This window comes from Pseudomonas sp. GW821-FHT10C09, assembly GCF_059415465.1.
In genome coordinates, this window is sequence record NZ_JBWKNG010000018.1 from 119,548 (window position 1) to 143,991 (window position 24,444).

17 protein-coding genes are annotated in these 24,444 nt (G+C 59.5%); 6 read left to right on the forward strand and 11 right to left on the reverse strand.

What is annotated here, in order from left to right; genetic code table 11:
- The first annotated feature begins 41 nt into the window (after positions 1 to 41).
- Complete coding sequence (ureC, locus tag AC07N8_RS19880) at positions 42 to 1,742, forward strand: urease subunit alpha (RefSeq protein ID WP_483841134.1); 1,701 nt, start codon at positions 42 to 44, stop codon at positions 1,740 to 1,742.
- A 77-nt stretch (positions 1,743 to 1,819) separates the two neighbouring features.
- On the opposite strand, the gene AC07N8_RS19885 is transcribed toward ureC, so the two are convergent.
- From AC07N8_RS19885 to AC07N8_RS19895, 3 genes are all read right to left on the reverse strand, one after another.
- Positions 1,820 to 7,675 carry an NEL-type E3 ubiquitin ligase domain-containing protein gene (locus AC07N8_RS19885; protein WP_493145703.1) on the reverse strand — a complete coding sequence of 1,952 codons (5,856 nt, stop codon included), beginning with the start codon at positions 7,673 to 7,675 and terminating at the stop codon, positions 1,820 to 1,822.
- Positions 7,676 to 7,755: 80 nt separating this feature from the next.
- On the reverse strand, positions 7,756 to 12,666 hold the full coding sequence (locus AC07N8_RS19890; protein ID WP_493145704.1) for an NEL-type E3 ubiquitin ligase domain-containing protein: 4,911 nt from the start codon (positions 12,664 to 12,666) through the stop codon (positions 7,756 to 7,758).
- Positions 12,667 to 12,725: 59 nt separating this feature from the next.
- Complete coding sequence (locus AC07N8_RS19895) at positions 12,726 to 12,953, reverse strand: hypothetical protein (protein ID WP_483841131.1); 228 nt, start codon at positions 12,951 to 12,953, stop codon at positions 12,726 to 12,728.
- Between AC07N8_RS19895 and AC07N8_RS19900 the strand changes: the two genes are divergently transcribed.
- Complete coding sequence (locus AC07N8_RS19900) at positions 12,952 to 14,079, forward strand: sensor histidine kinase (protein ID WP_483841130.1); 1,128 nt, start codon at positions 12,952 to 12,954, stop codon at positions 14,077 to 14,079. The genes AC07N8_RS19895 and AC07N8_RS19900 overlap by 2 nt on opposite strands.
- 123 nt (positions 14,080 to 14,202) lie before the next feature.
- On the opposite strand, the gene AC07N8_RS19905 is transcribed toward AC07N8_RS19900, so the two are convergent.
- Both AC07N8_RS19905 and AC07N8_RS19910 read right to left on the reverse strand, forming a co-directional pair.
- On the reverse strand, positions 14,203 to 14,508 hold the full coding sequence (locus AC07N8_RS19905) for a chaperone modulator CbpM (protein ID WP_123435930.1): 306 nt from the start codon (positions 14,506 to 14,508) through the stop codon (positions 14,203 to 14,205).
- Positions 14,509 to 14,531: 23 nt separating this feature from the next.
- On the reverse strand, positions 14,532 to 15,479 hold the full coding sequence (locus AC07N8_RS19910) for a DnaJ C-terminal domain-containing protein (RefSeq protein ID WP_483841129.1): 948 nt from the start codon (positions 15,477 to 15,479) through the stop codon (positions 14,532 to 14,534).
- A 293-nt stretch (positions 15,480 to 15,772) separates the two neighbouring features.
- Here AC07N8_RS19910 and AC07N8_RS19915 point away from each other — a divergent pair, with 293 nt between their 5' ends.
- Positions 15,773 to 17,047, forward strand: a complete 1,275-nt coding sequence (locus tag AC07N8_RS19915) for an Hsp70 family protein (RefSeq protein WP_027921941.1) — start codon at positions 15,773 to 15,775, stop codon at positions 17,045 to 17,047.
- Between the two features lie 111 nt (positions 17,048 to 17,158).
- Here AC07N8_RS19915 and AC07N8_RS19920 read toward each other — a convergent pair whose 3' ends face one another.
- The 3 genes from AC07N8_RS19920 to AC07N8_RS19930 form a co-directional block, all read right to left on the reverse strand.
- Complete coding sequence (locus AC07N8_RS19920; RefSeq protein ID WP_027921942.1) at positions 17,159 to 18,172, reverse strand: AI-2E family transporter; 1,014 nt, start codon at positions 18,170 to 18,172, stop codon at positions 17,159 to 17,161.
- A gap of 251 nt (positions 18,173 to 18,423) precedes the next feature.
- Positions 18,424 to 18,870 (reverse strand): PsiF family protein, encoded by a 447-nt coding sequence (locus AC07N8_RS19925; RefSeq protein WP_493145705.1) that lies wholly within the window; start codon positions 18,868 to 18,870, stop codon positions 18,424 to 18,426.
- A 64-nt stretch (positions 18,871 to 18,934) separates the two neighbouring features.
- Positions 18,935 to 19,729, reverse strand: a complete 795-nt coding sequence (locus AC07N8_RS19930) for an AraC family transcriptional regulator (RefSeq protein ID WP_483841127.1) — start codon at positions 19,727 to 19,729, stop codon at positions 18,935 to 18,937.
- 97 nt (positions 19,730 to 19,826) lie between these two features.
- On the opposite strand from AC07N8_RS19930, the gene AC07N8_RS19935 reads away from it, so the two are divergent.
- Entirely contained in the window at positions 19,827 to 20,714 is an 888-nt protein-coding gene (locus tag AC07N8_RS19935) for a DMT family transporter (protein WP_483841126.1), read from the forward strand.
- Between the two features lie 87 nt (positions 20,715 to 20,801).
- Here AC07N8_RS19935 and AC07N8_RS19940 read toward each other — a convergent pair whose 3' ends face one another.
- From AC07N8_RS19940 to AC07N8_RS19950, 3 genes are all read right to left on the reverse strand, one after another.
- Positions 20,802 to 21,692 carry an alpha/beta fold hydrolase gene (locus AC07N8_RS19940; RefSeq protein WP_493145706.1) on the reverse strand — a complete coding sequence of 297 codons (891 nt, stop codon included), beginning with the start codon at positions 21,690 to 21,692 and terminating at the stop codon, positions 20,802 to 20,804.
- A gap of 109 nt (positions 21,693 to 21,801) precedes the next feature.
- Positions 21,802 to 22,107, reverse strand: coding sequence for a DMT family transporter (locus AC07N8_RS19945; protein WP_157714384.1), 306 nt, complete (start codon positions 22,105 to 22,107; stop codon positions 21,802 to 21,804).
- On the reverse strand, positions 22,108 to 22,746 hold the full coding sequence (locus tag AC07N8_RS19950; protein ID WP_483841123.1) for an FMN-dependent NADH-azoreductase: 639 nt from the start codon (positions 22,744 to 22,746) through the stop codon (positions 22,108 to 22,110). It lies immediately after the preceding gene.
- Positions 22,747 to 22,866: 120 nt separating this feature from the next.
- Between AC07N8_RS19950 and AC07N8_RS19955 the strand changes: the two genes are divergently transcribed.
- Together AC07N8_RS19955 and AC07N8_RS19960 are read left to right on the forward strand one after the other, a co-directional pair.
- Positions 22,867 to 23,769, forward strand: a complete 903-nt coding sequence (locus tag AC07N8_RS19955) for a LysR substrate-binding domain-containing protein (protein ID WP_483841122.1) — start codon at positions 22,867 to 22,869, stop codon at positions 23,767 to 23,769.
- 112 nt (positions 23,770 to 23,881) lie between these two features.
- Positions 23,882 to 24,412 carry a ferritin-like domain-containing protein gene (locus tag AC07N8_RS19960; protein ID WP_493145707.1) on the forward strand — a complete coding sequence of 177 codons (531 nt, stop codon included), beginning with the start codon at positions 23,882 to 23,884 and terminating at the stop codon, positions 24,410 to 24,412.
- The last annotated feature ends 32 nt before the right edge of the window (positions 24,413 to 24,444 follow it).

Below are 24,444 nucleotides of genomic sequence, written 5' to 3' on the forward strand. Positions count from 1 at the left end.
AGCGAACAGTCTCAAAAACAATTGAATTTCAAGGCGAACGAATGAAGATCTCCCGTCAAGCCTACGCCGACATGTTCGGCCCCACCGTCGGCGACAAGGTTCGCCTCGCTGACACCGAACTGTGGATCGAGGTCGAAAGAGACTTCACCACCTACGGCGAAGAAGTGAAATTCGGTGGCGGCAAAGTCATCCGCGATGGCCAGGGCCAAAGCCAACTGTTGGCCGCAGAAGTCGTCGACACCGTCATCACCAACGCGCTGATCGTCGACCACTGGGGCATCGTCAAAGCCGACGTTGGTCTCAAGGACGGCCGTGTCGCAGGCATCGGCAAGGCCGGCAACCCGGACGTGCAGCCGAACGTGACCATCGCCATCGGCGCCGGCACCGAAGTCATCGCCGGTGAAGGGATGATCCTCACCGCCGGCGGCATCGACACGCATATTCATTTCATCTGCCCGCAGCAGATCGAAGAAGCGCTGATGAGCGGTGTCACCACCATGATCGGCGGCGGTACCGGCCCGGCAACCGGCACCAACGCCACCACATGCACCTCGGGACCATGGCACCTGGCGCGGATGCTTCAAGCGGCGGATGCCTTCCCGATGAACATCGGCCTCACCGGCAAGGGCAACGCCAGCCTGCCGGAACCGTTGATCGAGCAGGTCAAGGCCGGCGCCATCGGCCTCAAGTTGCACGAAGACTGGGGCACCACGCCGGCGAGCATCGACAACTGCCTGAGCGTCGCCGATCAATACGACGTGCAGGTGGCGATCCACACCGACACGCTCAACGAATCCGGCTTCGTCGAAACCACCCTCGCCGCGTTCAAGGGCCGCACCATCCACACCTACCACACCGAAGGCGCGGGCGGCGGTCATGCCCCGGACATCATCAAGGCCTGCGGCTTTGCCAACGTGCTGCCGAGCTCGACCAACCCGACCCGGCCGTTCACCCGCAATACCATCGACGAACACCTCGACATGCTGATGGTCTGCCACCACCTGGACCCGAGCATTGCCGAAGACGTGGCCTTCGCCGAAAGCCGCATCCGCCGCGAGACGATTGCTGCCGAAGACATCCTGCACGACCTCGGCGCGTTCTCGATGATCAGCTCCGACAGCCAGGCCATGGGCCGCGTCGGCGAAGTCATCACGCGCACCTGGCAGACCGCTGACAAGATGAAAAAGCAGCGCGGCCCGTTGCCGGGCGATGGCGAGGGCAACGACAACTTCCGCGCCAAACGCTACATCGCCAAGTACACCATCAACCCGGCGATCACCCACGGCATCAGCCATGAAGTGGGCTCGATCGAAGTCGGTAAATGGGCCGACCTGGTGCTGTGGCGTCCGGCGTTTTTCGGGGTCAAACCGACGTTGATCCTCAAGGGCGGCGCCATCGCGGCCAGCCTGATGGGCGATGCCAATGCTTCCATTCCAACACCGCAGCCGGTGCACTACCGGCCGATGTTCGCCAGTTATGGTGGCTCGCTGCATGCCACCAGCCTGACCTTTATCAGCCAGGCGGCGCAGGAGGCAGGTCTTCCCGAAGCACTGGGCCTGAAAAAGAAAATCGCCGTGGTGAAAGGCTGTCGCGAGGTGCAGAAAACCGATCTGATCCACAACGATTACCTGCCGAATATTGATGTCGATCCGCAGACGTATCAGGTCAAGGCCGACGGTGTGTTGCTGTGGTGTGAGCCGGCGGATGTACTGCCGATGGCGCAGCGCTACTTCCTGTTTTGATCGGTTGAGCGGCACACAAAAAAGGCCTGGATGCTTGCGCAGATCCAGGCCTTTGTTCATCGGTTAGCAGTGTTTGTTTAAATCGGGTGCTTGACCAACTCCTCGCGAGAGAACTTCTCGATCAGCACAGCTTCCTCAATCTGCAACTGAGCATCCAGGTCAGCAGATTGCACTTTGAATTGCTCCTCTGATAATTCGCCTGCCTGCTGGCGATCACGCAGACTGGCCAGGCGATCCTGATAAGGTTCGCGCTGCGCTTCGAACTGCGCGCGGTACTTGTTGGTCACGAAGTCATTCCAGAAATCTTTCGCCACCAGCGACTGAAATTCTTCAGGCGAACTGTCCAGCGCCAGCACCTTGGCACAGGCCTGATCCAGCATCGCGGGGGTGACTTTGCCCATGTGGACGAAGCGGACTTGCTGCGGTTGCCCCGGCAATCCGAGCCGGTCCTTGAGCCCGTAACGATAGGCCAGTTTGATCTCGACCTCTTCCAGATTCCGGATCTGCTGTGCCTTGAGGGCGGCCGACAAGCCCGGCGTGTTGTTGATCGCGGTGGTGCGTTGCTCAATATCGGCCAAGGCGATTTTCTCGAGCTCGTCCAACCGGAACAAGCCTCTGGACAGTTTCAACAGCGCAGCACTTTGCTCGCCGTCCATGGCCAGCGTCCGCGCTCTGTACACCATCGCCATGATTTCCAGGTTACTGAATGACAACGCGGCACGATCACAACAGGCAGGCCTGCCGGCCCACTCGAACATCTCCTGACGTAACGCTATCGACTCGGGGTTGGCCTCGGTGATGGTGTCGACGACTTCCCATACGCGTAGCTGAAGGTCTGCATGGCCGCTGCCGGCATTCTCGAGTTTGCTGAGCACATGGAAAAATCCTTGGGAACCCTCCTGCGTGGACAGTGATTGCCATTGGGCCTGCCTGGCCGGGACCTGGTCAGCGGACAGGTCTTTGAGCCAACGCTGAAGCGCGGCCCGTTCCTGCCCTCCCGCTATCGCGCGCTCGACTGGGGCTTGATACTCGAAGACTCCCGGTCGCCTGGCGCCCCACAAGTCATGACGCTCACGCTCGAGCCGGCTCCAATAATCGCGTAGCTGTTGCTGGGCGACCTCGGACAGTGGGTTGCCACCAAAGAAGGTAACGTTGTTGACGCGCGCCACCTGTTCCAACCGCTCCGCAGGAGGTGCGATAACCGCCTCCGGGATCGTCGTGATCCGGTTGTTGCTCAAATCAACGAGATCCAGCAATGGCTGCGCCCCCAGACCCACCGGCCACGCCTCAAGGTCGATCGAATTCAGGCCGAGCACGCGCAAATCCGTTATTTGAGTGAAGTCCGGCACCATGCCCAATGGGTTTTGCTCCAGGATCATCGCCCTGAGGGTCGTCCGTCGGGAAAGAATCCCCGCCGTTTCCGGCGTCAGGCGAATGCGGTTGCGCTGCAAAAACAAACGCGTCAATCCGTGCATGTCGTCCAGCGCCGGGGGTATCGCCGTCAGCTGGTTGTTCGACAGGTCCAGCCAGCGCACGCCTTTGAAGTGCGCAAGAAAACCCTCTGGCGAAACGCTCAGGCCCATACCGCTGAGTTTTAGCGAACCCACGTGACTGAAATCGGCCTCAAGGTCCGGCACGCTGTCGAGCGTCTGGCCACTCAAGTCGAGCTCAAAACCGATCGGGCTACCGTCGGCAGCGTTCCTTTGCGGGGATTGCCGCCGCCAGCACGCTCGAATGCGGTCTGCGGCGGTGTATCGCTCTGCCCGATCAGACAAACCTGCCGCCATCTGCCCCGCCCGAACGTAGCGCGAACGTGCACCGCCCCCGGAAAACGCCCACGCCGACAGCTGCTGATTCAACGTTTCGTATTCACGTTCAAGGCGAGCCAGCTCGGTCTGGGCCGCAAGCCCGTGGGTTTGCAGAAAGTCCTCAACCTCGAATTCGTCGAAGCCGGGGTACAGCTGGCGAACCCTGGCGCTCATTGTGTCCTGAACTTTAAAGGCATCCGGCAGGCTTCCCTTCAGGAGTTCAGGCTTTAGCGTTTGCACACGGTCCCGATAGTCCTTGAGTTGCTGCCAGCCCTGGCGCGTAAACGGGTTGCCCTCAAGCAGCGTGACCCGATTCACCCTGGCGTTTGCTTCCAGATGATCATCCGCCGTAGAGAGCCTCTCTTGAGGCACTTCGGTCAGGTGGTTCTCGCGCAAGTCCAGCACTTGCAGGTCGGGGAGATTCCCCATGCCCAGGGGCCATTGGTCGATGCCCGTACCGCTGAGGTTGATGGTCTTCAGTCGCGTCAGGGCGCTGAAATCAGGGGCGATTCCCAGTGGGTTTTTCAACAAATCGAGCGTCTCAAGCGCACTTGATTTCCCGAGCACCGCAGCCGTGTGTTGATTCCATCGAACCCGGCTGCCTCTGAGGCTCAAGTGAGTCAAACCTTGCATTTCACCGACCGCCTCCGGCAATTCGCTGAGCCGGGACATGCCCTCCAGCTTCAACGTCTTGAGCGCGGTGAACCCCTTGAGAAACGCATCGAGGTTGCGCACGCCCGTGCCGGTCAGTGCGAGTGTCTCCACATGCTCGAATCGAGCGCTCAACGAGGGCAACTCAACGGTCGAGTCGATACTCAGTGTCGAGCCGCTCTGCCGGCGCCAGCAGCGGTTGATATTGCTGGCGATCTGACGCTCGCGCCCGCCCGGGATCCGCCCGGCTACCGCAGGGCTGCTTTCTGCGGTGACGCGGGACTGGACCCAGGTATCCAGTTCTTTCTTGAGGGTCGTGCATTCGGCTTCACGTCGAGTCAGTCCGCCACGAACGTCTTCACCCAATGAACGCAGGAAGGATTCGACCTCGGCCTCGCTGAAATCCGGGTATAGCTTGAGCACCCGCGCACGCGGCGTGCGGAAAAAACTTGCCAGCCCTGAGGGCAACGGGCCAACGCCGCCGAGCAATTTCATGCCTGGCTCGACGCTTGGCTTGAGCACTCGGTGCTTCTGAAGTACCGCCCTCAATTGATCTCGCGGCAACGGCGTCTGTTGCACCGTCATTTTCAATCGTTCGGCCTCTTGCAGCGTGAAGCCCAATGCCTGGCGTTCCTCTGCCGTCAGCGCCTGCAACACAGATGAATAGAGACTTGAAGACGTCGACTGGGCGAACCGGGTGTTCGCATCCACCACCAGTACCGCACGGACCGGGTTCTGCTGCGGGCCAATCGCATCCAGTAACTTCCCTTGCAGCCCATATTCGCGCAGCTCGAAATGTGCGTCCTTCGGCCAGCCAGGCAGCGCTTCAAGGCTGCGCAGGGCCAATCGTTCGCTGTCGACACCGGAGGCGGTCTCTAGATAAAGGCCTTCATAGGCTCGCGCCACACGCAGCTCCTGCCGGGCCTGTTCGGCCTGCTCGTAAATGCGCTGAGGCAAGGGCCCGGGCTTGTCCATTTCCAGCCGTTCTGCCTGAGTCGCGCCTTGCAGTATCTCTTCGACAACGACGTTGGGTAGCTGCGGGAAAAAGACTTTGATTCGCGCAACGGAATCTTGAGCGTTGGCATCCTGCTCTCGATACAAAGACTCGAACAATGAGTGTTTTCTGTTCTGCACGGCGCGAGCGATTTCCTTGCGCAGTTCAGCGGCGCGTTGTTCTAGCGTCATTTCCGGGGTTCCCGGCACGGGCAACAGCTCCTGACTGCGCACGAGCCTCAATTGCAGGCGCAGATCAGCCTTGGCATAGACCGCAGGGTCATTGCTGCTTATCTTCGCCCTGAAGGTTTCAATGTCCCGGTCGATTCGAAAACGCGTGAGGGTGTCGGACAGCTGCGCACCCGGCGGCTGTTGTTCGACATGCAGGCGACGCAACTGATCGTGCTCGACGCCACTGGCGATGCGCACCTGCTCCAGTTGCGCATCGGTGAAGGCCTGCGCGCGATAACCGAGTCGCCGCATCAGGACTGGCCCCTCCCAGCTCAGGGGGTCTTCCCCTTCGTGGCTCCACGCGCCGGCACCGTTATGCTCCAGGTGCGGCGAATAGGCCTCGGGCCGGCGCGGGTGCAGGATGCAATACTCACCGCTGGCGGAATTTTGCCTGACCAAAAAGCGCGCCTCGTCGAGCGGCAAAATGGCATGACCGTTGACCGCGTGCAGTCCCAGTCCGTCCGGTTGTGAATCCGCCGGTATCGTAATGGGAGACTTGTACGGTTCAAGGTCCGGCTTCCACAACCGTTGTTGCCCCGTGGGCAGCGTCACCGGTTTCAACGCCTCGACCAAGGGTTCGGGCTTCACCGCTGCCAGTTTGCCCAGGCCTTTCCCCGCCCCGTGCAGCACGGCAATCAGCGCGAGGTTTTCCGCCACGTCGGTAAGGTGAGCCCAGGCGGCCTTGCGATCACCTTCGCTCCACTCAATGACACCTTCGAATGTCTCGTACAGGATCTGGCCTGCCATCACCCCGATCATCACCTCACCCAGCACCGGTACAAACATCGAGGCGCCGTTCAACACCAGCATGCCGACTTCAAGCAAATGGGCGATTTTTTCCGCTCGGACCCGGGCATCGACATCGGCCGTTGGAACCGCGTGACTGCGGGCATCCGCCAGGATTTTGTGACGACTTTGCTCAAAGAGATCCGCCCAGGGGTCGACGTTCGGCCCCCAGAGACCATGCTGCCGGTAACCCGTGATCGGGAGATAAAGTTCGTCGACCGGTTCCTGTCGGGACGGTGATTCGGGAGGCAGTTCTTTAAGCTGGTAGAAGGCAGAAAACAACGGGGGGAGCACTTCAATAGCTTTCCACAAGGGAGATCGCAATGGCGCTAGCGGGTCTGGCGGGGCATCCGCGGCTTTGCGGGTGAACTGGCTGAAGTAATACGGACGATCCGCATAGGCAACGAACTGGCTGAAAAAGCGTTGATACGCCTTGGGGCCACCGTTGGCCGGTGGCGAGGCGTCTTTGGCCATGAACAGACGCTTCAAGGTCGCCTCCATTTCCAGGCCCTTGTAGCGTTTTAACGGGTGCTGCGGGTCGTGGGGAATGTAGAGAAGGACGTCATCGGAGTAGCGATACTTTTCGCAAATATGAAAAAGCACACAGCCGGTCATTCGCTTCTTCATCAACACCAGGTTGCAGATCCACACCGGTGTGTTGTCGATCGTCGGGTTGAGCTCTCCGTCGATGACCGAAAGGATCATCGAATAATCCTTCGGCTCAATGTCCTTCTTCAGCAAGGCGAGCTCGGCAGCCGCGCGCATCGCATCCTTTTGACTGTTCACAAACCGCTTGCGCAGCACGGCTTCGGCCACGGGATCCGACGGTTGCACAAAGTCCTTCAGGTACGCCTGATACTTCGCACCGATGTCCAGCTCCCGACACAGCTTCAGGTATTGCATCACCGTCAAGGCAGTAGTCACCTTGCTGAACTGGCCCGGGTTCGATTCGACAACAAAGCCTGAGGAAGAATGAAAGTGCGCGGGAGCACACTCCTGCTCTTCGAAGTTGTGCAACGCGGCTTGCAGCAGCGGCAATTTCAACACTTCGAAGGTGCCGACCTCTATGTCGAAAACACCCATCTCCAGAGGCTTTTTCAGCTGCAGGAAGGTTTTAGTGACGTCCAGTTCAACGGCGAACTGATCCTTGAGCGCCTTGACCAGTAACGGCTGCGCAAAAGCATCAATGTCCTGCAGGCGCGACAGGGTTTTATCCAGCAGGTTCTGCGACGTCACACTCGCCACAAAACTCGCGCTCAAGGCCTGACGCTGCGCCTGCGAGGCCGCCAGATACCAATCGGGAAGAATCAGCGGAGCGTTTTTCAGCGCCTCTCGCCGTTCGGGGGAGGCATTTACCAGCCAGTCCGGGATGGCATTGGCGATGAATTCGGCGTGAGCACTTTGTAGCTCGGCAGCGGGTATTTGCGCTGCATTGTTGTCGTTGCTTTCGTGTTTGTTTCGCAAGGTACATATCCTTATGTACGAGGTAATAGGCCGGCACGAGAACCATCGGTTCTCGTGCCGCAATCGACATCCACGTCAATTCAGTTTTTCAGGGTGAGAGGGGTTTCGACCCGTTGCAGCTTTGCCCGGTCCATTGCTTGTCGGGTCAGCGTCTTGAGCAATGTCTGCGTCTGGGCATTGAGCCGGCTCATTTCGCTTTCATACTCTTCGGCGCTCATGACACGTCCTGGGGCGAACTCGCTTTCCGGCAGGCCAAGCTCGGCGGCGAGTACCCGGATCTCTTCTTTCAATTGCGCTTTTTCCGGCAAGGAAAGGGACTGGGTCGCCCGTTTTTCCAGCGCCATGTAAAAATCGGTGGTCGCGTCGATACGGCGCCTGATGGCTTTGAATGCCCGACGATTGGAGCCCTGGATGTAAGACACCCAGAATGGCTGCTCGCTGATCGAATCACGCAGCAACTCGCCGGCCTCCAGATCCAGCACACGCTGGCAAGCCGCTTCGATCATCTGTGGCGTGACAGCGGCGATTGTCCTGAACTGCATTTTTCGAGACTGCCAAGGCAGTTCCAGGCGGTCGGCCAGGTCCGTCATGTACGCCAGATGCACCTCGACTTCATCAATGGTGCCCGTGACCTGACCCGCCGCATTGACGCGCCTGAACTGCTCGCCCTGGCTCGCTCGCTCACCGATAACCTTGTGGGCGATTTTGCTCAGCTCATCCAGACGGGACTTGCCCTGCGCCAGCTGCACCAACTCGGCTTCAACCAGATTCGGACTCGCCAGTTCATAGGCTTCGTGTATCAGCACTTCCACACCCATGGCATTGAACAGTTGAGCCCCGCCATCGACGCACTGCGTAGGCGCCGAGGACATCGTGAACAGTTTTTCTCGCAGCGGGGTGTCTTTGGACATGGCGTCGAGCATGCGCCAGACCTTGGCGGTCATGTCCACCCGAAAGGCGATGTCATGCTTGAAGTGATACGACTCGGTCAGCTTGCGGATCTCGTTGAAAAATGGCACTGAACCGTGCTCATCCTCGACCTCATTCCAGACTTCCTGTCGGGCGACCCACTCAGGTCGTGTCAGCCCTTGCTCCCAATCGAGGCTATCGCGTATGCCACGGGGCGGATAAGGTCGATCAGGGTCCATGCCGACGGACTGAATGTATTCGCGCAGCGTCTGCAAATTGGCTTCCGGTAACCACCGCGCATTGCGACTCAACACCGTGCGCGCCAACAGTTCCGCATCGGCGCTGCCCCGCGCAACCGAAGGGACCTCGAGAATCCGGTTGTATTGAATATCCAGATAAAAATGCCGGAACCTGGGCAGCGAAAACAGTCCGTCGGGCCAGGTGGAAATGCCCGTATCAGTCAACAGCAGCGTATGCAGCATGGGCATGCGGCCAATATCGGGGACGCGTCCCAACGGGTTGCCCATCAGGTCCAGGCTTTCCAGCTGAACGAGCCCGCCCAGATCAACCACCGCGTGTTCGTCCAGCGCGATTCGATTGCCACGCAGATTCAACTCCGTCAGCCCATGCATCCGGCCCACCACACGAGGAAACCGTGTAAGCGGGTTTTCGTTGAGGTTCAGGTGGCGAAGCCTGGGGAAGTGATCGAGCAGCGACACCTGGGCATCGGCCAACCCGGTGTTCAGCAGATTCAGGTGGGTGACATGCCCGAAATCACCCTCCAGAGGCGGCATCGTCGCCAAATGCCTGCCCAGTGGCATACCGCTCAGGTCCAGCGTTATCCCATGCGCATTGCCGAAGACATCCACATCCTTTGGCCCGGTGTGCTGCCAGCATTGCCTGATCGCTTTAAACAGCGCGTTTCTTGACTGCCATTCAGCCCTTCCGGCAGCGCTGTATCTGGACGCTTCGGTTGGAGAGCTCAGCCAGCGCTGGAAGTTAGCGGTGAGTCGATTGAACTGCGCCTCAAGCTCGCTCGCTCGTTGTTCCGGACTGCCTTCACGGCCACCACCCGCCAGATAGGCCTGCGCCTCGGTTTCTGTCCAGCCGGGACGCACACTGCGGACCCGCTCTTGCGGGGTCAGCCGTGCGGTGAGTCGTTGAATGCCTTGAGCGTCACCGGGCATGCCGCCGCGCAGTTTCATCGTTTGCGGATCATAAATCGGCTTGCGAATCGGGTTGTCGGCCAGCATCGGCAGCAACTTGTCCCGTGCCAGTGGTGCCCTTTGAACCGCCTGCCTGAGTGCGTCCGCTTGATTGATCTCATAACCGAGCGCAATACGTTGCGTGTCGGGCAACGCATGCAGCACCGAAGCAAACAGATTGTCAGCACCATGCAAATGTTGATCGGCAGCGTCACGCGCTTGATAGTCACCGTCGCTACTCACCAGCACCTTGCGCACGCTTGCGTCTTGCGAGCCAATGCTGTCTCGCAGGGGACCTGTGAGTGAATGCTCACGGATTTCGATGCGCACATCGCCAGGCCAACTCGGCAATGTTTCCAGGGTGTGCAACGCCAGCCTGTCGGTATCCGCGGTGTGCAGAAACTCAAGGAAAAGCCCTTCATAGGCACGCGTCGTACGCACCTCCAGTAAGGCTGAACGTAGCTGCGCCTTGAGCTTCAAGGGAAGACGTTTGTTCTGCGCAACTACACGCAGGTCTTCAGGCGCGGCGGCGGCCAGTAACTCTTCGGCAAGGTTGGCCGGACAATGCGAAAAGGCGTCCTGTATCACCCGCACACCGGCATCGTCTGAAAGTTGATGGGCGTTGTAGAGCGCATCGAAACCGGTCTTTCGTTGCAGGTAGGTCAACGGGCCTTGCTGTTTCTCGGTTTCAGCCCATGCCTGGAAGCGTCTTATCGTGTCGACGAGCAGCGCCGGTGGTGCGTCGTTCTCCACCTGCAACCTGCGCAGTGCGTTTTCTTCGACACCACTGGCAATGCGGATCTGTTCCAGTGTCGCATCGTCAAAGCCATCGACCATCGGCCCCAGACGCCGCATGAGGGCAGTCTTGTCCCACTCGATGGGACGGTCAAGTTCGGTTTGCCAGGCACCGGCCCCGTTGTGCTTCATCTTCGGTTGATAGGCCGTCGATCTATTCGGGTGCTGCAACCGCGGCTGGCCGGTCTGCGGATCATCGGTGACCTCAAAGTACTTACCCTCACGTGGAAGAAAGTCCCTTCCATTGTGTCGATGAAGACCTCGTTCATTCGCCACCGCATCCTTGGGCAGGGAAACCGCGTGTTCATAGGGTTTCAGGTCCGGGTTCCAGAGACGGGTAGAGCCATCGGCGAGTTCGACCTTTTTCAGTTGGTCGACAAACGACGACGCCTTGACCGGCGCCGGGAGGCGTCCGGGCAATACGTGCCCGGCCATCATCAGTGCCAGTTGGGCCGCATTGATCATGACCCCGACCAGCAGACCCGCAGCTTCGTCCCTGTCCCCTTTGCTCCAGTCTTCAATACCCTCCATGGTTTCGAGGAGCATTTGCCCGGCCATGATGCCCAACATGGCTTCCCCCAGCCCGGGCACCAACAGGGCGCCGAAATTGAACACGTTCCAGCCCAGACTCAAGTAACTGGTCAACCGCGCCCAGCGAGTGGCGGCATCTTCATCACCCGTCGGGACGGCAATGTGCCGCGCGTCGGCGATGGCCTTCTCTCTGCGCCAGCCTGAGACATCACGCCAGATATCGCCGGTAACGGGGTTGGTGATCGGCTCTGCATCGGGGTTTTCCGTGGCGGTTTCCCTCCACCAGGGGCCCATATCCAAGGGCTCGCGTTGATGCCAGGTAAAGGTGCTGAGGCGCTCGTTGATTCGCGAGAAAAAACGACCTTTGTCTTTTTGCGCCACGAACCGACTGAAAAACTGTTGATAGTCCGGTGCACGCAACTGGCTGATCAGCGCCTTCATGAAATCAGCTAACGATGCATATTCCTTGAGCGGGTGTTCAGGGTCGTCCGGTACATAGGCGATCAAGGGGCCGTCCAGACGACTTTGTTGATGAATATCATCCTGACGGAGCATCTCATCAAGCACACCACCGGGACCGTTGGCGAAAAACGCCTTGAGGAGCTTGAACTGTTCAAACTCCTGGCCCGGCAATATCGACAGGCGCTGAGACCATTCCATCAGCAATTGCTGGTGCGCCGGAATCAGACTGTCATAGGTTTTTTTTACCAGCGAGGAGTCTGCCACTGCGCTGAACACTACAACGCCGGTCAGTTTGAACCCCATGAGAGACAAGCGATGACATTGCAGGGGCCGACTACCCAGCATGATGTTGCTTTTACGATCCCGTACGTCCTGCAACTTGCTGTATGAATAATAAGAGAGGTCGTTTTTCAGATACGCAATGAGCGCTGACTCGTTGAACGCCGCTATTTCGCAGGCGACGGCATGCCGCTCAAGCGTTGTTCTGGCATCAACGCTGTCTGGCTTGAGCAATGCAGTGATGTGTTTCTGATACTGGGCGCCGATATCCAGCGTCCGGCACAGGGAGGTAAACCGCTCGACCGTCAGGGTCTGGCGTTGCAACGCCCCCTCGGCATCCTGGGTGAAAACGCCGGAGCCATCGCGAAAGGCGCCGGCCTGTGTTTCCGGCTCTTCAAAATTGTGCAGAGCCGCTTCCAGCAACGTGTATTGCCTGACTCGACTGGCCTGGGTATCGATGCCAAATATCAGGGTGGCGGGCGCATAAATGCGTAATACCGTTGTATTGACGTCCAGTTCGAGATTCAGCTGACCTTTCAGGGCTTGAACCAGTAGCGGTTGCGCAAAGGCCTTGATGTCCTGTTGTACATCTTTCAGGGTCTTTTCCAACGGCCCCTGCAATCGCCAGCGCTCATCGATAAGCGCCTTCAAATACTGGCGATCAATCACCCGCGCACGGCCATACCATTCGGGAACGGCCGGTTTTTGTTTAATAAATGATTCAAGCCTTTGGACCGGCACGGTCTTTATGAACGCCGGGACTTTTTGTGCGAGGTATTCCAGATAAATGTTCTCGCCCTCATCGGACATCAATGAAGATGTTTCCCCAACAGTTCCTTCTGATGATGCTTCCATTTCGCAAACACTCTTTATGCAACTCCAAGAGCGACCAGCTTATGCAGCGACGAAAAAAACAAAAGATCAAATAACTGCTGACAAACCGCTGAAAACAGCCGCTCCCATCCAACTTTAAAACCTGAAAAATATTTAATTACCACCCTGCTCACCGCATCGTCTGAACCTGCGCGTGAACGGTAGTATTGGCCAGCCTGTAAAAAGACTAAGCTGCCCAGACCTTCTGCCAGGAAACCCGCCATGCGCTTATCCGAATTCATCAGGCAACACGTGGACCGTATCGTCGATGAATGGGAGCAGTTCGCCAGAACCATTACGCCAGCGGCCGAAAACATGGATCGGGTGGCCTTGCGAGATCACGCCAAGGCGATCCTGTTGGCGGCAGCGCGAGACATGACCACTGCGCAAACCGCTAGCGAACAGCGCGCCAAGGCCAAAGGTGAAGGCCCGGAGAAGACCCCGAGCCTGGACGAGGCGGGCGCCAGCCATGGCGAACTGCGGCATACCGTCGGATTTGATCTGGTGCAGATGACCTCGGAGTTCCGGCATCTGCGCGCCTGTGTGATCCGTTTGTGGGTCGACACCCTGGAATCACCGGACCTGACCTACTTCCAGGACATGATCCGCTTCAACGAAGCCATCGACGAAGCCCTTGCCGAGTCCACTGCGGCCTATGCCGAACAGGTCAATCACTCACGGGACATATTCCTGGCGATTCTTGGGCATGACCTGCGCGCGCCATTGCAAGCGGTGAGCATGTCCACCGAATTGCTGATGCGCAAAGCCGCGCTGGAAGGCGATGCACTGGCCTGCGCGAACAACATAAAGCGTGGCGCACGGCACATGGCGGTGATGGTCAGTGATTTGCTGGAGCTGGTGCGCAGTCGTTTGGGCAAGAGCCTGCCCATCGAGCCGGCGCCCATGGACCTGGCCGATGCCGCGCATGCGGCGATTGCCCAAGCCTGCGCCGGTAACCCGGAGTGCGATCCGACGGTAAAAGCCGTGGGAGACACACAAGGTGTCTGGGATGCCGGACGGATCGCTCAACTGTTGCAGAACCTGATCGGCAATGCCTTGCAGCACGGTTTGAACAAACGTGATGTAACCGTCACCGTGAGCGGGGAGCCTCAGACGGTTCGCCTGACGGTGCACAACTTCGGCGTGCCGATTCCCGAGGAGACCATCGGCACCATTTTCGACCCGCTGGTGCGCAGTGCCGACGAAGAACTCGGCCAGCCAACGACCAGCCTTGGCCTGGGGTTGTTTATCGTCAAGGAAGTGGTGAACGCCCATGGAGGGACGATTGAGGTCAGTTCGAACGAGACTGACGGGACGCTGTTTACGGTGGTGTTGCCCCGGAACGGATAGGCTGGGATACCGCGCTTCCGTTCTTCGCGAGCAGGCTCGCTCCCACAGGGGAATGCGATCAACTGTGGGAGCGAGCCTGCTCGCGAAAGCGGACTGACAGGCAACCCAGAATCAACAGAATACCTACTCGACCACCAACCGCCCCAACCGCTGCTTCAACATCCGGTTCTCGGCCCGCAACTGCTGCACTTCTTCCAGCAGGTCCAGCGCCAAGGCGACGCCTTCCCATTCCAGCTCCAGGTCGCGCCGCAACTTGGCGGCGCGCTTGGCCAGTGCCAGCTCGTAATCGTTGAAACGCCAATCCTTGGGCTGCTTGCCCTGAGGTTCGAGGATGCCGTGTTCGACGATTTCGATCACGTAGACGTCCGACAGGTCGGTCGCCTCACAGAATTCTGCCAGGTCCAGGTGAACGATCAGGGGGTTGCTCATGATGGGCTACTCCGTCTCTTGGATCAGAAGTTTTCTCTTGGGTTGAACTCGGCTTTTTTCGCCAGTTCCTGCCACAACGCCTTGACCTCATCGTTCGAGGTTTTCGGCATGACGGCCTTCAATTGCACGAACAGGAAGCCACGCTCGCCCGCCTTGTTCAGCAGGCCGTGGCCCTTGGCGCGCATGCGCTGGCCGTTCTGGCTGCCGGCCGGGACCTTGAGGTTGATCTTGCCGGTCAGGGTCGGCACCGCCACTTCGGTGCCCAGCGCCAGTTCCCACGGTGCCAGCGGCAACGTGATGATCAGGTTCTCGCCTTCGACGTCGAATTTAGGGTGCGGCGCAAAGCGGATGATCAGAAACAGGTCGCCATTGGCGCCACCACCGATCCCCGGGGCCCCCTGGCCCTTGAGGCGGATGCGCTCGCCGTCGGTCACACCGGCCGGGATCTTTACGTTCAGGCTCTTGGTGGTGTTGCTGACATGCTGGCCGGCCGCGTTGTACTGCGGCACCTGGAAGGTGACCTTCTTGGATTCGTTCGAGAGGGTTTCTTCCAGAAAAATTGCGAGTTCCATTTCCACGTCTTGCCCTCGACGTCCCGCACTGCGACGCGACTCTCCACCGCCAAAACCAGGCCCACGGTTGCCGAAGATCGAACTGAAGAAGTCCGAAAAATCGCCCGTGTCCTGACCACCACCAAAACCACCGGCACCACGACCCTGCCAACCCGGCGGGCCCTGGAACGGTTGGCCGTGCTGGCCGTATTTGCGCAAGTCGTCGTATTCGGCGCGCTTGTCGGCGCTTTTCAGCGCTTCATAGGCTTCCGAGGCGTCCTTGAATTTGGCCTCGGCGTCCTTTTCCTTGCTGACATCGGGGTGGTATTTGCGCGCCAGCTTGCGATAGGCAGCCTTGATTGCCTTGTCGTCAGCGGTCGGTTCCACACCGAGAATCTTGTAATAGTCTTTGAAGTCCATCTAAGGATCACCATCCGTTATCAATTCGCGCAGCCACGCACAGCATGCTCTTGTTTGCAGCATTTGGATTGACCGATCTCAATTTTGTGACCGGGCGGCGCGTCAGAAGTTTATCGGCAGCGGGCGGCGGTTCTTGCGACCGCCGGTTGGCTACCAGGCCCATGCCAGCAAGTTTGGGGCAAAGCTGAGTGTTTCAAGCGCTAATGCCTGCGAAATAGCGGATAGTCGGCCTTCGAATATTCGCCTTCCTGGCATACACTGCGCGGCCGTTTTTTAACCGGAACCTGAAAGACATGAAAAACGCATCTCCAGCCCGTGCCTGTGGTATCGACTTCGGCACGTCCAACTCCACCGTCGGCTGGCTGCGCCCCGGCATGGAAACGCTGATCGCGCTGGAGGACGACAAGATCACCCTGCCCTCGGTGGTCTTCTTCAACATGGAAGAACGCCGCCCGGTGTACGGCCGGCTGGCGCTGCACGAGTACCTGGAAGGCTACGAAGGCCGGCTGATGCGCTCGCTCAAGAGCCTGCTGGGCTCCAAGCTGATCAAGCACGACACCAGCGTTCTCGGCACGGCGATGCCGTTCAAGGACCTGCTCGGGCTGTTTATCGGTCAGCTGAAGAAGCGCGCCGAGACTGCCGCTGGTCGGGAGTTCGAGGAAGTGGTGCTGGGCCGTCCGGTATTTTTCGTCGATGACGATGAAATGGCCGACCAGGAAGCCGAGAACACCTTGGTGGATGTGGCCCGCGCCATCGGCTTCAAGGATGTCTCGTTCCAGTACGAGCCGATTGCGGCGGCGTTCGACTATGAGTCGACCATTGAAAAAGAAGAGCTGGTGCTGATCGTCGACATCGGCGGTGGTACCTCCGACTTCTCGCTGGTACGCCTTTCGCCTGAGCGCCGCAACCACGACAACCGCCACGACGACATCCTCGCCACCGGCGGCGTGCACATCGGCGGGACCGACTTCGACAAGCAGTTGAGCCTGCAAGGCCTGATGCCGCTGTTTGGCTACGGCAGCCGCATGAAGAGCGGCGCCTACATGCCGACCAGCCACCACATGAACCTGGCGACCTGGCACACCATCAACTCGGTGTACTCGCAAAAGTCGACCCTGGCCCTGGGCAGCATGCGCTACGACATCGAAGACACCGGCGGCATCGATCGCCTGTTCAAGCTGATCGACCAGCGCGCCGGCCACTGGCTGGCCATGGAAGTGGAAGAAACCAAGATCCAGCTGACCCACGCCGACAGCCGCCATGTGCCGCTGGACCGGATCGAGCCGGGGCTGAGTGTGGAACTGAGCCGCGCCCTGTTCGAATCCGCTATCGAAGCGTTGTTGGAGCGCGTGCGCAACAGCGTGACGCAGATGCTCAACGACGCGAATGTGCGGGTCGATCAGGTGGATACGGTGTTCTTCACCGGCGGTTCGAGCGGGATTCCGGCGCTGCGCAACAGCGTTTCGGCGATGTTGCCGAAGGCGCGGCATGTGGAAGGGAACATCTTTGGCAGCATTGGTAGCGGCTTGGCGATTGAAGCGTCGAAGCGTTACGGCACGATGGACTGATTAACCGAGTCGCCCCCTTCGCGAGCAGGCTCGCTCCCACATTGGATCTCGGTCAACTGTGGGAGCGAGCCTGCTCGCGAAAGGGGCAGTCCAGGCGATACATCACCCGGATCAAACCATCCCCACCTGCCGCAATTCGCTTTTCAGATACGCATAATAAATCGGCCCCGCCACCACCCCCGGCAGGCCGAACGCGGCTTCGAACACCAGCATTGCCAGCAGCAACTCCCACGACTTCGCACTGATCTGCCCGCCGACAATCCGCGCGTTGAGGAAGTACTCGAGCTTGTGGATAAAAATCAGGTAACCCAGCGCCGCCACCGCGACCCAGATCGACAGTGACAAACCGACAATGGTGATCAGCGTATTCGACATCAGGTTGCCGATCACCGGCAGCAAGCCGAGCAGGAAGGTCAGCACGATCAGGGTTTTGGTCAACGGCAACTTGATGCCGAACATCGGCAGGATCACCGCCAGGAAGATCCCGGTGAAGAAGGTGTTGAGCAGTGAAATCTTGATCTGCGCAAACACGATGTTACGAAAAGCCTGGACCAGCAGATGCAGACGATCAAACAACGCAGCGGCCAGCGGCTTGCGTTTGGTCAGGTCCGGCACGCGCTGCAAGGCAATGATCGCCCCCAGCACCATACCGATCAGCAGCGTCACGAACATGTGCGCCGCATCCTTGCCGACCAGTTGCAAGTCGCTCAAGTGCTTGCTGATCCACTCGCCGATGGCCACGCGGAATTCACCGGCGCTGGCGGGCAGATAGGCGTCGATGAACGGCGGCAATTGCCCGCGCGCGCGCTCGACCACGTGCATGAATTTATCGAGGGACGCGCCCGGGTTTTCCGCTTCGTGCAGCAGGAAACTGAAGGCGCCGGCAAAGATCAGCGCCAGCACACTCACCACCAGCGTCCCGAGCAGCGCCACCGCCAGCCAGCGCGCGCGCCGGCCTTCAATCAGCCGCTGCAATTGCGGCGTGAGCATATTCACCAGCTCGAACACCAGCAGGCCGGCCAACAGGCTAGGCAACAAGCGCAGCGGGATCACCAGCAGCAAACCACCAAAAATGATGACCCAACTGATCAGCAGCAAAACGTGGCGTTGAGAAAACGTTGGCATACAGCCTCAAAACGAACAGCGTAAAAGGATTGGCAGTCTGCCAGCGTTCCGGTGGCAGCACTAGGAATTGTGTAGGTCGACTTTGGTCGGGGATCTGGCGATTTTTTGCGGCGCCCCGACTGGCCTCTTCGTCGGAACGCCGCCCGGAGACAGGCTCGCTCCCACATGGGTCCTGCGAACATAGAACCATTGTGGGAGCGAGCCTGCTCGCGAAGAGGCCTTATCATCCCCCACATATTCTGGATCAATACTTATTTTTTCTTCAGGCAATCACTCATGAACGCCTTGCGCTCATCGCCCTTCAGCACCTTGGTGGCCGCATCGGCGTTGCAGGCCTTCATCTTCTCTTGCTGAGGGGTCATGGCTTTCACGTCAGTGGCGGCCGGCTCGGCTTTGAGGCAGTTACTCATGAACGCCTTGCGCTCATCACCTTTCAAAGCCTTGGTGGTGGCGTCGGCGTTGCAGGTTTTCATCCTTTCTTGCTGCGGAGTCATGGCCTTCATTTGAGCGGCGGCCGGGGCGGTCGGCGCGGCTTTGAGGCAGTCACTCATGAACGTATTGCGCTCATCGCCCTTGAGGCTTTTGGCGGTTGCATCGGCATTGCAGGTCGTCATCTTGTCCTGCTGGGCAGTGGCCGCAAAGCCCTGGGCGCAGAGCAGCAAACCGATCATCAACAAAGGGGCACGCAACATCTTCATGGAGTTTTCTCCTTGTTGCCGCGCCGAGGGGCACGGCCTCATGCTGGAGTGTAGACAACCCCTGTTACACCTTCCTGTTCTCCAGGTGACTGCGTCGATACTGCTCCGGCGTACACCCGGCCTGGCGCTGAAACATTGCGATAAAAGCCGAGCCGGTGCTGTAACCCATGTCGAAGGCAATGTCCTGAACACTGCGCTGGCTGTCGAGCGCTTCGATCGCCGCGAGGAAGCGCAAGCGCTGGCGCCACTCGCCGAAACTCATGCCCAGCTCGCGAACGAACTGCCGGGCCAGGGTGCGCTCACTGACATGGATCTGCGCAGCCCAGTCGGCCAAGGGGCGGTTATCGCCGGGTTCGGCTTGCAAGGCTTCCAGTATTCCGAGCAACCCCGGACTGCTGGCGTAGGGCAGATAGCATTCATGCACCGGTGCCAGTTGCAGTTGATCCACCAATACCTGGCCGAGACGAACGTCCGCCTCGTGCTCGGGAATCTTCACATCACGCGCCGCGAAGTCCTTGAGGATCGCTTTGAGAATGTCGCTGATTGCCAGCGTGCAGGCCTGTTGCGGCAACTCGCGGCACAGCGACGGCGCCAGGCACACCGCGCGATAGTTGATCGGCTGATTGCTATAGAAGCTGTGCTCGGTCTCGGGCGGCACCCACACCGCGTATTGCGGTGGCGACATGAAGCGGCTGTTGCCGATTTCCATGTGCAACACGCCATTGGCCGAATACTCGAGCGTGCCCCAAGGGTGGCGGTGAGCCGAGGCGTATTCGTGGGTGTTGAAGTCGGCGTAGCGGAAGTAAATCGGGGCCGGCAGTTCGCTGAACTCCAGCAGGTCGATGTGTTTACTGGTCATGCTGTCCGTCATCAAGGGCCGATTGTCTGGATCGAAGTATAGGCTTGCATCCAGACAAGGGGATAATTGCCCCTCATTAACGTTCTGGTTTTTTCCGATGCAATACGCTTATCCCCTGCTGGCCATTTTCATTTGGGCTGGCAACACCGTGATCACCAAAATGTCAGCCGGGGCTATCTTCCCCGCCGAGATCGGTTTCTATCGCTGGCTGCTGGCCGGGATGCTGTTCACGCCGTTCATGCTCAAACCGGTGATCGCGCATTGGCCACAGATTCGTCCGAACCTGGGCAAGATTTTCGTTCTCGGCGTGCTGGGCATGGCGGTCTATCAGAGTCTGGCGTATTTCGCTGCGGCACTGACCTCGGCCACCAACATGGGGATCATCCTGTCGCTGATGCCGCTGATGTCGCTGGCCATGGCGATTATCAGCCTCGGCCAACGCCTGACGGTTGGCGCATTGGCCGGTGCGGTGCTGTCGTTTGCCGGTGTGTTGGTCGTCGTTTCATCCGGCAGCCTCGGCGCGCTGCTGGAACACGGCGTGAACCTGGGTGACGCGATGATGTTGATCGCCACGCTGGCCTACGCGATTTACAGCACCTTGCTGAAAAAATGGCAGCTGCGTTTGCCGCCGTTGGTGTTGTTATATATGCAAGTGTGGGTGGCGGTGGTGGTGCTGTTTCCGCTGTTTGTGATTTCACCGAAGGTCGGGCTGACGCTGCAGAATATTCCGCTGGTGCTTTACGCCTGCCTGCTGGCGTCGATGTTGGCACCGCTGGCGTGGATGCAGGCGGTGGTGCGGTTGGGACCGAGCCGGACCACGCTGTTTTTCAATTTGCTGCCGGTGATTACGGCGCTGATTGCGGCGGTGGTGCTGCATGAACAGTTGGCGATGTACCACTTGGTGGGCGGGCTGTTGACGTTGGGCGGGGTGGTGCTTTCGGAGCGCTGGACCACGGTGATCGGCCGCAAGGTTCGGGTTGCCTGAACTGACGCCTTCGCGAGCAGGCTCGCTCCCACAGTTGATCGCATTCCCCTGTGGGAGCGAGCCTGCTCGCAAAAAGGGCAACTCGGTCTAGACGCCTGCCGCTTTAAGCCGGGCGGCATGCTCGACGAACAACCGGATCGGCTCGGCGCCCTTCCCCACCAGCCCTAGCGACTGATTGACGATGTCGAAGTGATCCAGCGGATACTCATCGCCAATCACCGTCCCCAGGTGCGAGCTGTAACGCCCGACCATCCCGTCGCAATGCCCGACCTCCCTCACAAAGGTTTTGGCAAACAACCGGCAACTGCGATTAGTCCCGTCCAACAGGTTACGCCCGCGATCGGTAATGCCGGGCTGCAACGTCCCGGACCACGAGTAATAACGCACGCCGTTGACCTCCTCCGGCCCGTGCCCGCCCCAGGTTTCAGGCAGGCCCTGTGGATAACGCTGATTGAACAGCGCCACGCCTTCAGTGGTGAGCGAGTGATGGGAAGCATGTACATCCACCGGCAGCTTCGGCCCGCGATAGCCGGTTTCGAGCAGGCACATCAACGCGGCAATCATCCGTAATAGAAAGGTCAGCAACCGGCCCATGGCGCTGTCATGCGGGTAGTGTTTGTGCAGATAATCGGCCAGTTCCGAACCATGATTCGGACCGGCCACCGAGGTCACCGAAGCCACAAGGTCCGGGCGTTTGGCCGCCGCGTAACGGGCCGTCAGCGAGCCCTGGCTGTGACCGAACAGGTTGACCTTCTCGGCCCCGGTCTCGCGCAGGATTTCCTCGATTCGCGCCAGCAGTTGATCGCCGCGCACTTCACTGGAATGGAGCGGCGAAACCTGCACCGCGAACACCGTCGCCCCACCTTGGCGCAACGCCGAGACGATGCCGTACCAATAGGGGTAGAGCACCAATCGGACAAACCCGAGCATTCCGGGGACCAATACCAACGGGTAACGCGTGGCGGAACCTTGCGACATGGGCGAACGTCCTTGTGGTCGATGAGATGAAGCAAGGCGCGATGCAAGACGTCCACCAAGCATCGCCACCGAAGATGACAACTCGACGACCAGTCTATGACATCCCGCTCTACTTAAGTCCCACCACACCCGCCACGATGAGCCCGACCGACACCAGTTTAATTGCCGTCAGGCTTTCGCCCAACAGCGCAAACCCCAGGAATACCGTGCCCAGTGAACCGATGGCGGTCCAGATCGGATACGCGATGCTCACCGGCAACTCGCGCATGGCCAGGGTCAGGAAGTAAATGCCGCCCACGGCGGCCACGACGGTGATCAGCGACGGCCAGGGCCGGGTGAAGCCTTCGGCGTATTTCATGCCCATGGCGAAGGTGACTTCGAACCCGGCGGCGATCAGCAGAAACAGCCAGGCCATCTAGAACTCCCTGGCCAGCGCCAACAGGCGCTGCTCGGCCTCGGCGGCGGAGATCCGAAAGGTACGTTCTTCGGACTCTTCACCCTCGGCGGCGACCACAGTGATGTCGGTGATACCAATGAAGCCCAGTGCCGTGCGCAGCATTGGATCAGCGTGGTTCATGGCTTCCAGCTCACCGCCCGGGCCGAAACCGAAGCCGCCACGACTGGTGACGATCAAGGCTTTTTTGCCCTGTAGCAGCGGCTCGTATTGGGCGACGCCATTGTCCAGGGTGTGGTTGAACGTCAGGCCGAGCCGCACAATCTGATCGATCCAGGCCTTGAGGCCGCTGGGCACGCTGAAGTTGTACATCGGCGTGGAAATCACCAGCAGGTCGTGGCCCAGCAGTTCGCCCACCAACTCATCGCTGAAGGCCAGATCAGCCTGCATCGACAGGGGGCGCGCATTCGGCTCGGGGTAAAACGCAGCAGCGATAAAGGCTTCGTTAGCCGGCGGAATCAAGGCTCGCCCGACTTCACGACGGGTCAACTGAGCGTGCGGATGGCGCGCCTGCCAGGCCGAAAGAAACACTTCAGCCAAACGGCGAGAGTGCGAGCGGTCGCCACGGGGGCTGGCGTGAATGGCAAGAATTTTACTCATCTGAATCTCCTTGGGATTAAACTCTAACTGCTTGTGGCTTGCAGCTTGAAGCGCACAGCCAACCGCTTCAAATGAGCATAAATCAGTCAGGATGAATCTATTTCATCCATGGAGCCTTGAATGTTTGCCTCGTTGCCACTGACCGCCCTGCGTGCCTTTGAGTCCGCGTCCCGCTTGTTGAGCTTCAAGGCAGCCGCCGAAGAACTCTCGGTGACGCCGACGGCGGTATCCCATCAGATCCGCTCCCTTGAAACCTGGCTCGGCGTGCCGTTGTTCGAGCGTTTGCCTCGGCAAGTGCGCCTGACCGACGGCGGTGAACGGCTGTTCCGCAGCCTGCACGGTGCCTTTCTGGACGTGGCGCAAAGCGTCGATACCTTGCGCCCGCAGCGCAACGGCGCGAGCCTGACGGTCTCCACCACCGCAGCCTTCGCGGCGTTGTGGCTGGTGCCGCGCCTCGGGCGCTTTTATGCGCGCCATCCCGGCATCAGCCTGCGCCTGGACACCCACTGTGAAGTGATCGATCTGCATCAGGATGCCAGCGTCGATCTGGTGCTGCGCTACAGCCTCGACACCTACCCCAACCTCTATGGTTTGTGTTTGTTCGATGAGTCCTTCGGCGTCTACGGCTCGCCCGAGCAGGTCGCGCTGGCCGCCACTCGCACGCCGACGCTGATCAGCGTGCACTGGCACAACTCCAAGCTGTACGCCCATGGCTGGGAGGCGTGGTGTGCGCAGTCGGGCGAGTCATGGCTGGCGGGAAAACCGGCGGTGCGTGAATACGACGAAGAGCATTACGCCCTGCAAGCAGCGATTGCCGGACAAGGCTTGGTGCTGGCGAGCAACATTCTGGTGTCGGAAAGCGTGGCCAGCGGGTTGCTGGTGGCGTATCGCGGCGAGATTCAGGTCGATGGCGCCGGCTATAGCGCACTGTGTGTGCCGGGGCGCGAGCGACATCCGCCGGTCCGGGCATTTTTTGCCTGGTTGCGCGAGGAGGCGTTGCTGTCCGGGCATGCATTGGCGTGAGGCCGCCGATTACAAATTACATCAAACTTTTCGCCGCGCGCAGGACTCACAACTTTCGTAGCGATCACTCTTAGAAGGTGACGCAAACCGGATTAGCCTCCAGGAGAACGAGATGAGTGACATGCATTTGTCTGATGTAACCACGCTTCGCGAACGGGCCCGCAAGAATGTCGAGAATGGCGCGGTCACTGAAAGCTATAGCGCCGACCGCGAAGAAGTCCTGCGCCTGCTCAACGCATCGCTGGCCACCGAACTGGTCTGCGTGTTGCGCTACAAGCGTCACTACTTCATGGCCAACGGTGTAAAAGCCCATGTGGCGGCCGATGAGTTTCTCGAACACGCGACCCAGGAAGCCGAACACGCCGACCGCCTGGCCGAGCGCATTGTGCAGCTGGGCGGTGAACCGGAGTTCAACCCTGATCTGTTGTCGAAAAATTCCCACGCCCAGTATGTGGCGGGGAACAGTCTCAAGGAGATGGTCTACGAAGATCTGGTTGCCGAGCGCATCGCCATCGACAGCTATCGCGAGATCATTCAGTACATCGGCGAGAAAGACCCGACTACGCGGCGGATCTTTGAGGACATCCTGGCTCAGGAAGAAGAGCATGCGGATGATATGGCTGACATTCTGAAAGATTTGTAGCGCCTGGCAGACCGCCTTCGCGAGCAGGCTCG

Coding starts and splice junctions, on each gene's coding strand:
- ureC (WP_483841134.1), top strand. CDS start 42: ATGAAGATCTCCCGTCAAGCCTACGCCGACATGTTCGGCCCCACCGTC.
- AC07N8_RS19890 (WP_493145704.1), bottom strand. CDS start 12,666: ATGTCCGATGAGGGCGAGAACATTTATCTGGAATACCTCGCACAAAAA.
- AC07N8_RS19900 (WP_483841130.1), top strand. CDS start 12,952: ATGCGCTTATCCGAATTCATCAGGCAACACGTGGACCGTATCGTCGAT.
- AC07N8_RS19895 (WP_483841131.1), bottom strand. CDS start 12,953: ATGGCGGGTTTCCTGGCAGAAGGTCTGGGCAGCTTAGTCTTTTTACAG.
- AC07N8_RS19905 (WP_123435930.1), bottom strand. CDS start 14,508: ATGAGCAACCCCCTGATCGTTCACCTGGACCTGGCAGAATTCTGTGAG.
- AC07N8_RS19910 (WP_483841129.1), bottom strand. CDS start 15,479: ATGGACTTCAAAGACTATTACAAGATTCTCGGTGTGGAACCGACCGCT.
- AC07N8_RS19915 (WP_027921941.1), top strand. CDS start 15,773: ATGAAAAACGCATCTCCAGCCCGTGCCTGTGGTATCGACTTCGGCACG.
- AC07N8_RS19920 (WP_027921942.1), bottom strand. CDS start 18,172: ATGCCAACGTTTTCTCAACGCCACGTTTTGCTGCTGATCAGTTGGGTC.
- AC07N8_RS19925 (WP_493145705.1), bottom strand. CDS start 18,870: ATGAAGATGTTGCGTGCCCCTTTGTTGATGATCGGTTTGCTGCTCTGC.
- AC07N8_RS19930 (WP_483841127.1), bottom strand. CDS start 19,729: ATGACCAGTAAACACATCGACCTGCTGGAGTTCAGCGAACTGCCGGCC.
- AC07N8_RS19935 (WP_483841126.1), top strand. CDS start 19,827: ATGCAATACGCTTATCCCCTGCTGGCCATTTTCATTTGGGCTGGCAAC.
- AC07N8_RS19940 (WP_493145706.1), bottom strand. CDS start 21,692: ATGTCGCAAGGTTCCGCCACGCGTTACCCGTTGGTATTGGTCCCCGGA.
- AC07N8_RS19945 (WP_157714384.1), bottom strand. CDS start 22,107: ATGGCCTGGCTGTTTCTGCTGATCGCCGCCGGGTTCGAAGTCACCTTC.
- AC07N8_RS19950 (WP_483841123.1), bottom strand. CDS start 22,746: ATGAGTAAAATTCTTGCCATTCACGCCAGCCCCCGTGGCGACCGCTCG.
- AC07N8_RS19955 (WP_483841122.1), top strand. CDS start 22,867: ATGTTTGCCTCGTTGCCACTGACCGCCCTGCGTGCCTTTGAGTCCGCG.
- AC07N8_RS19960 (WP_493145707.1), top strand. CDS start 23,882: ATGAGTGACATGCATTTGTCTGATGTAACCACGCTTCGCGAACGGGCC.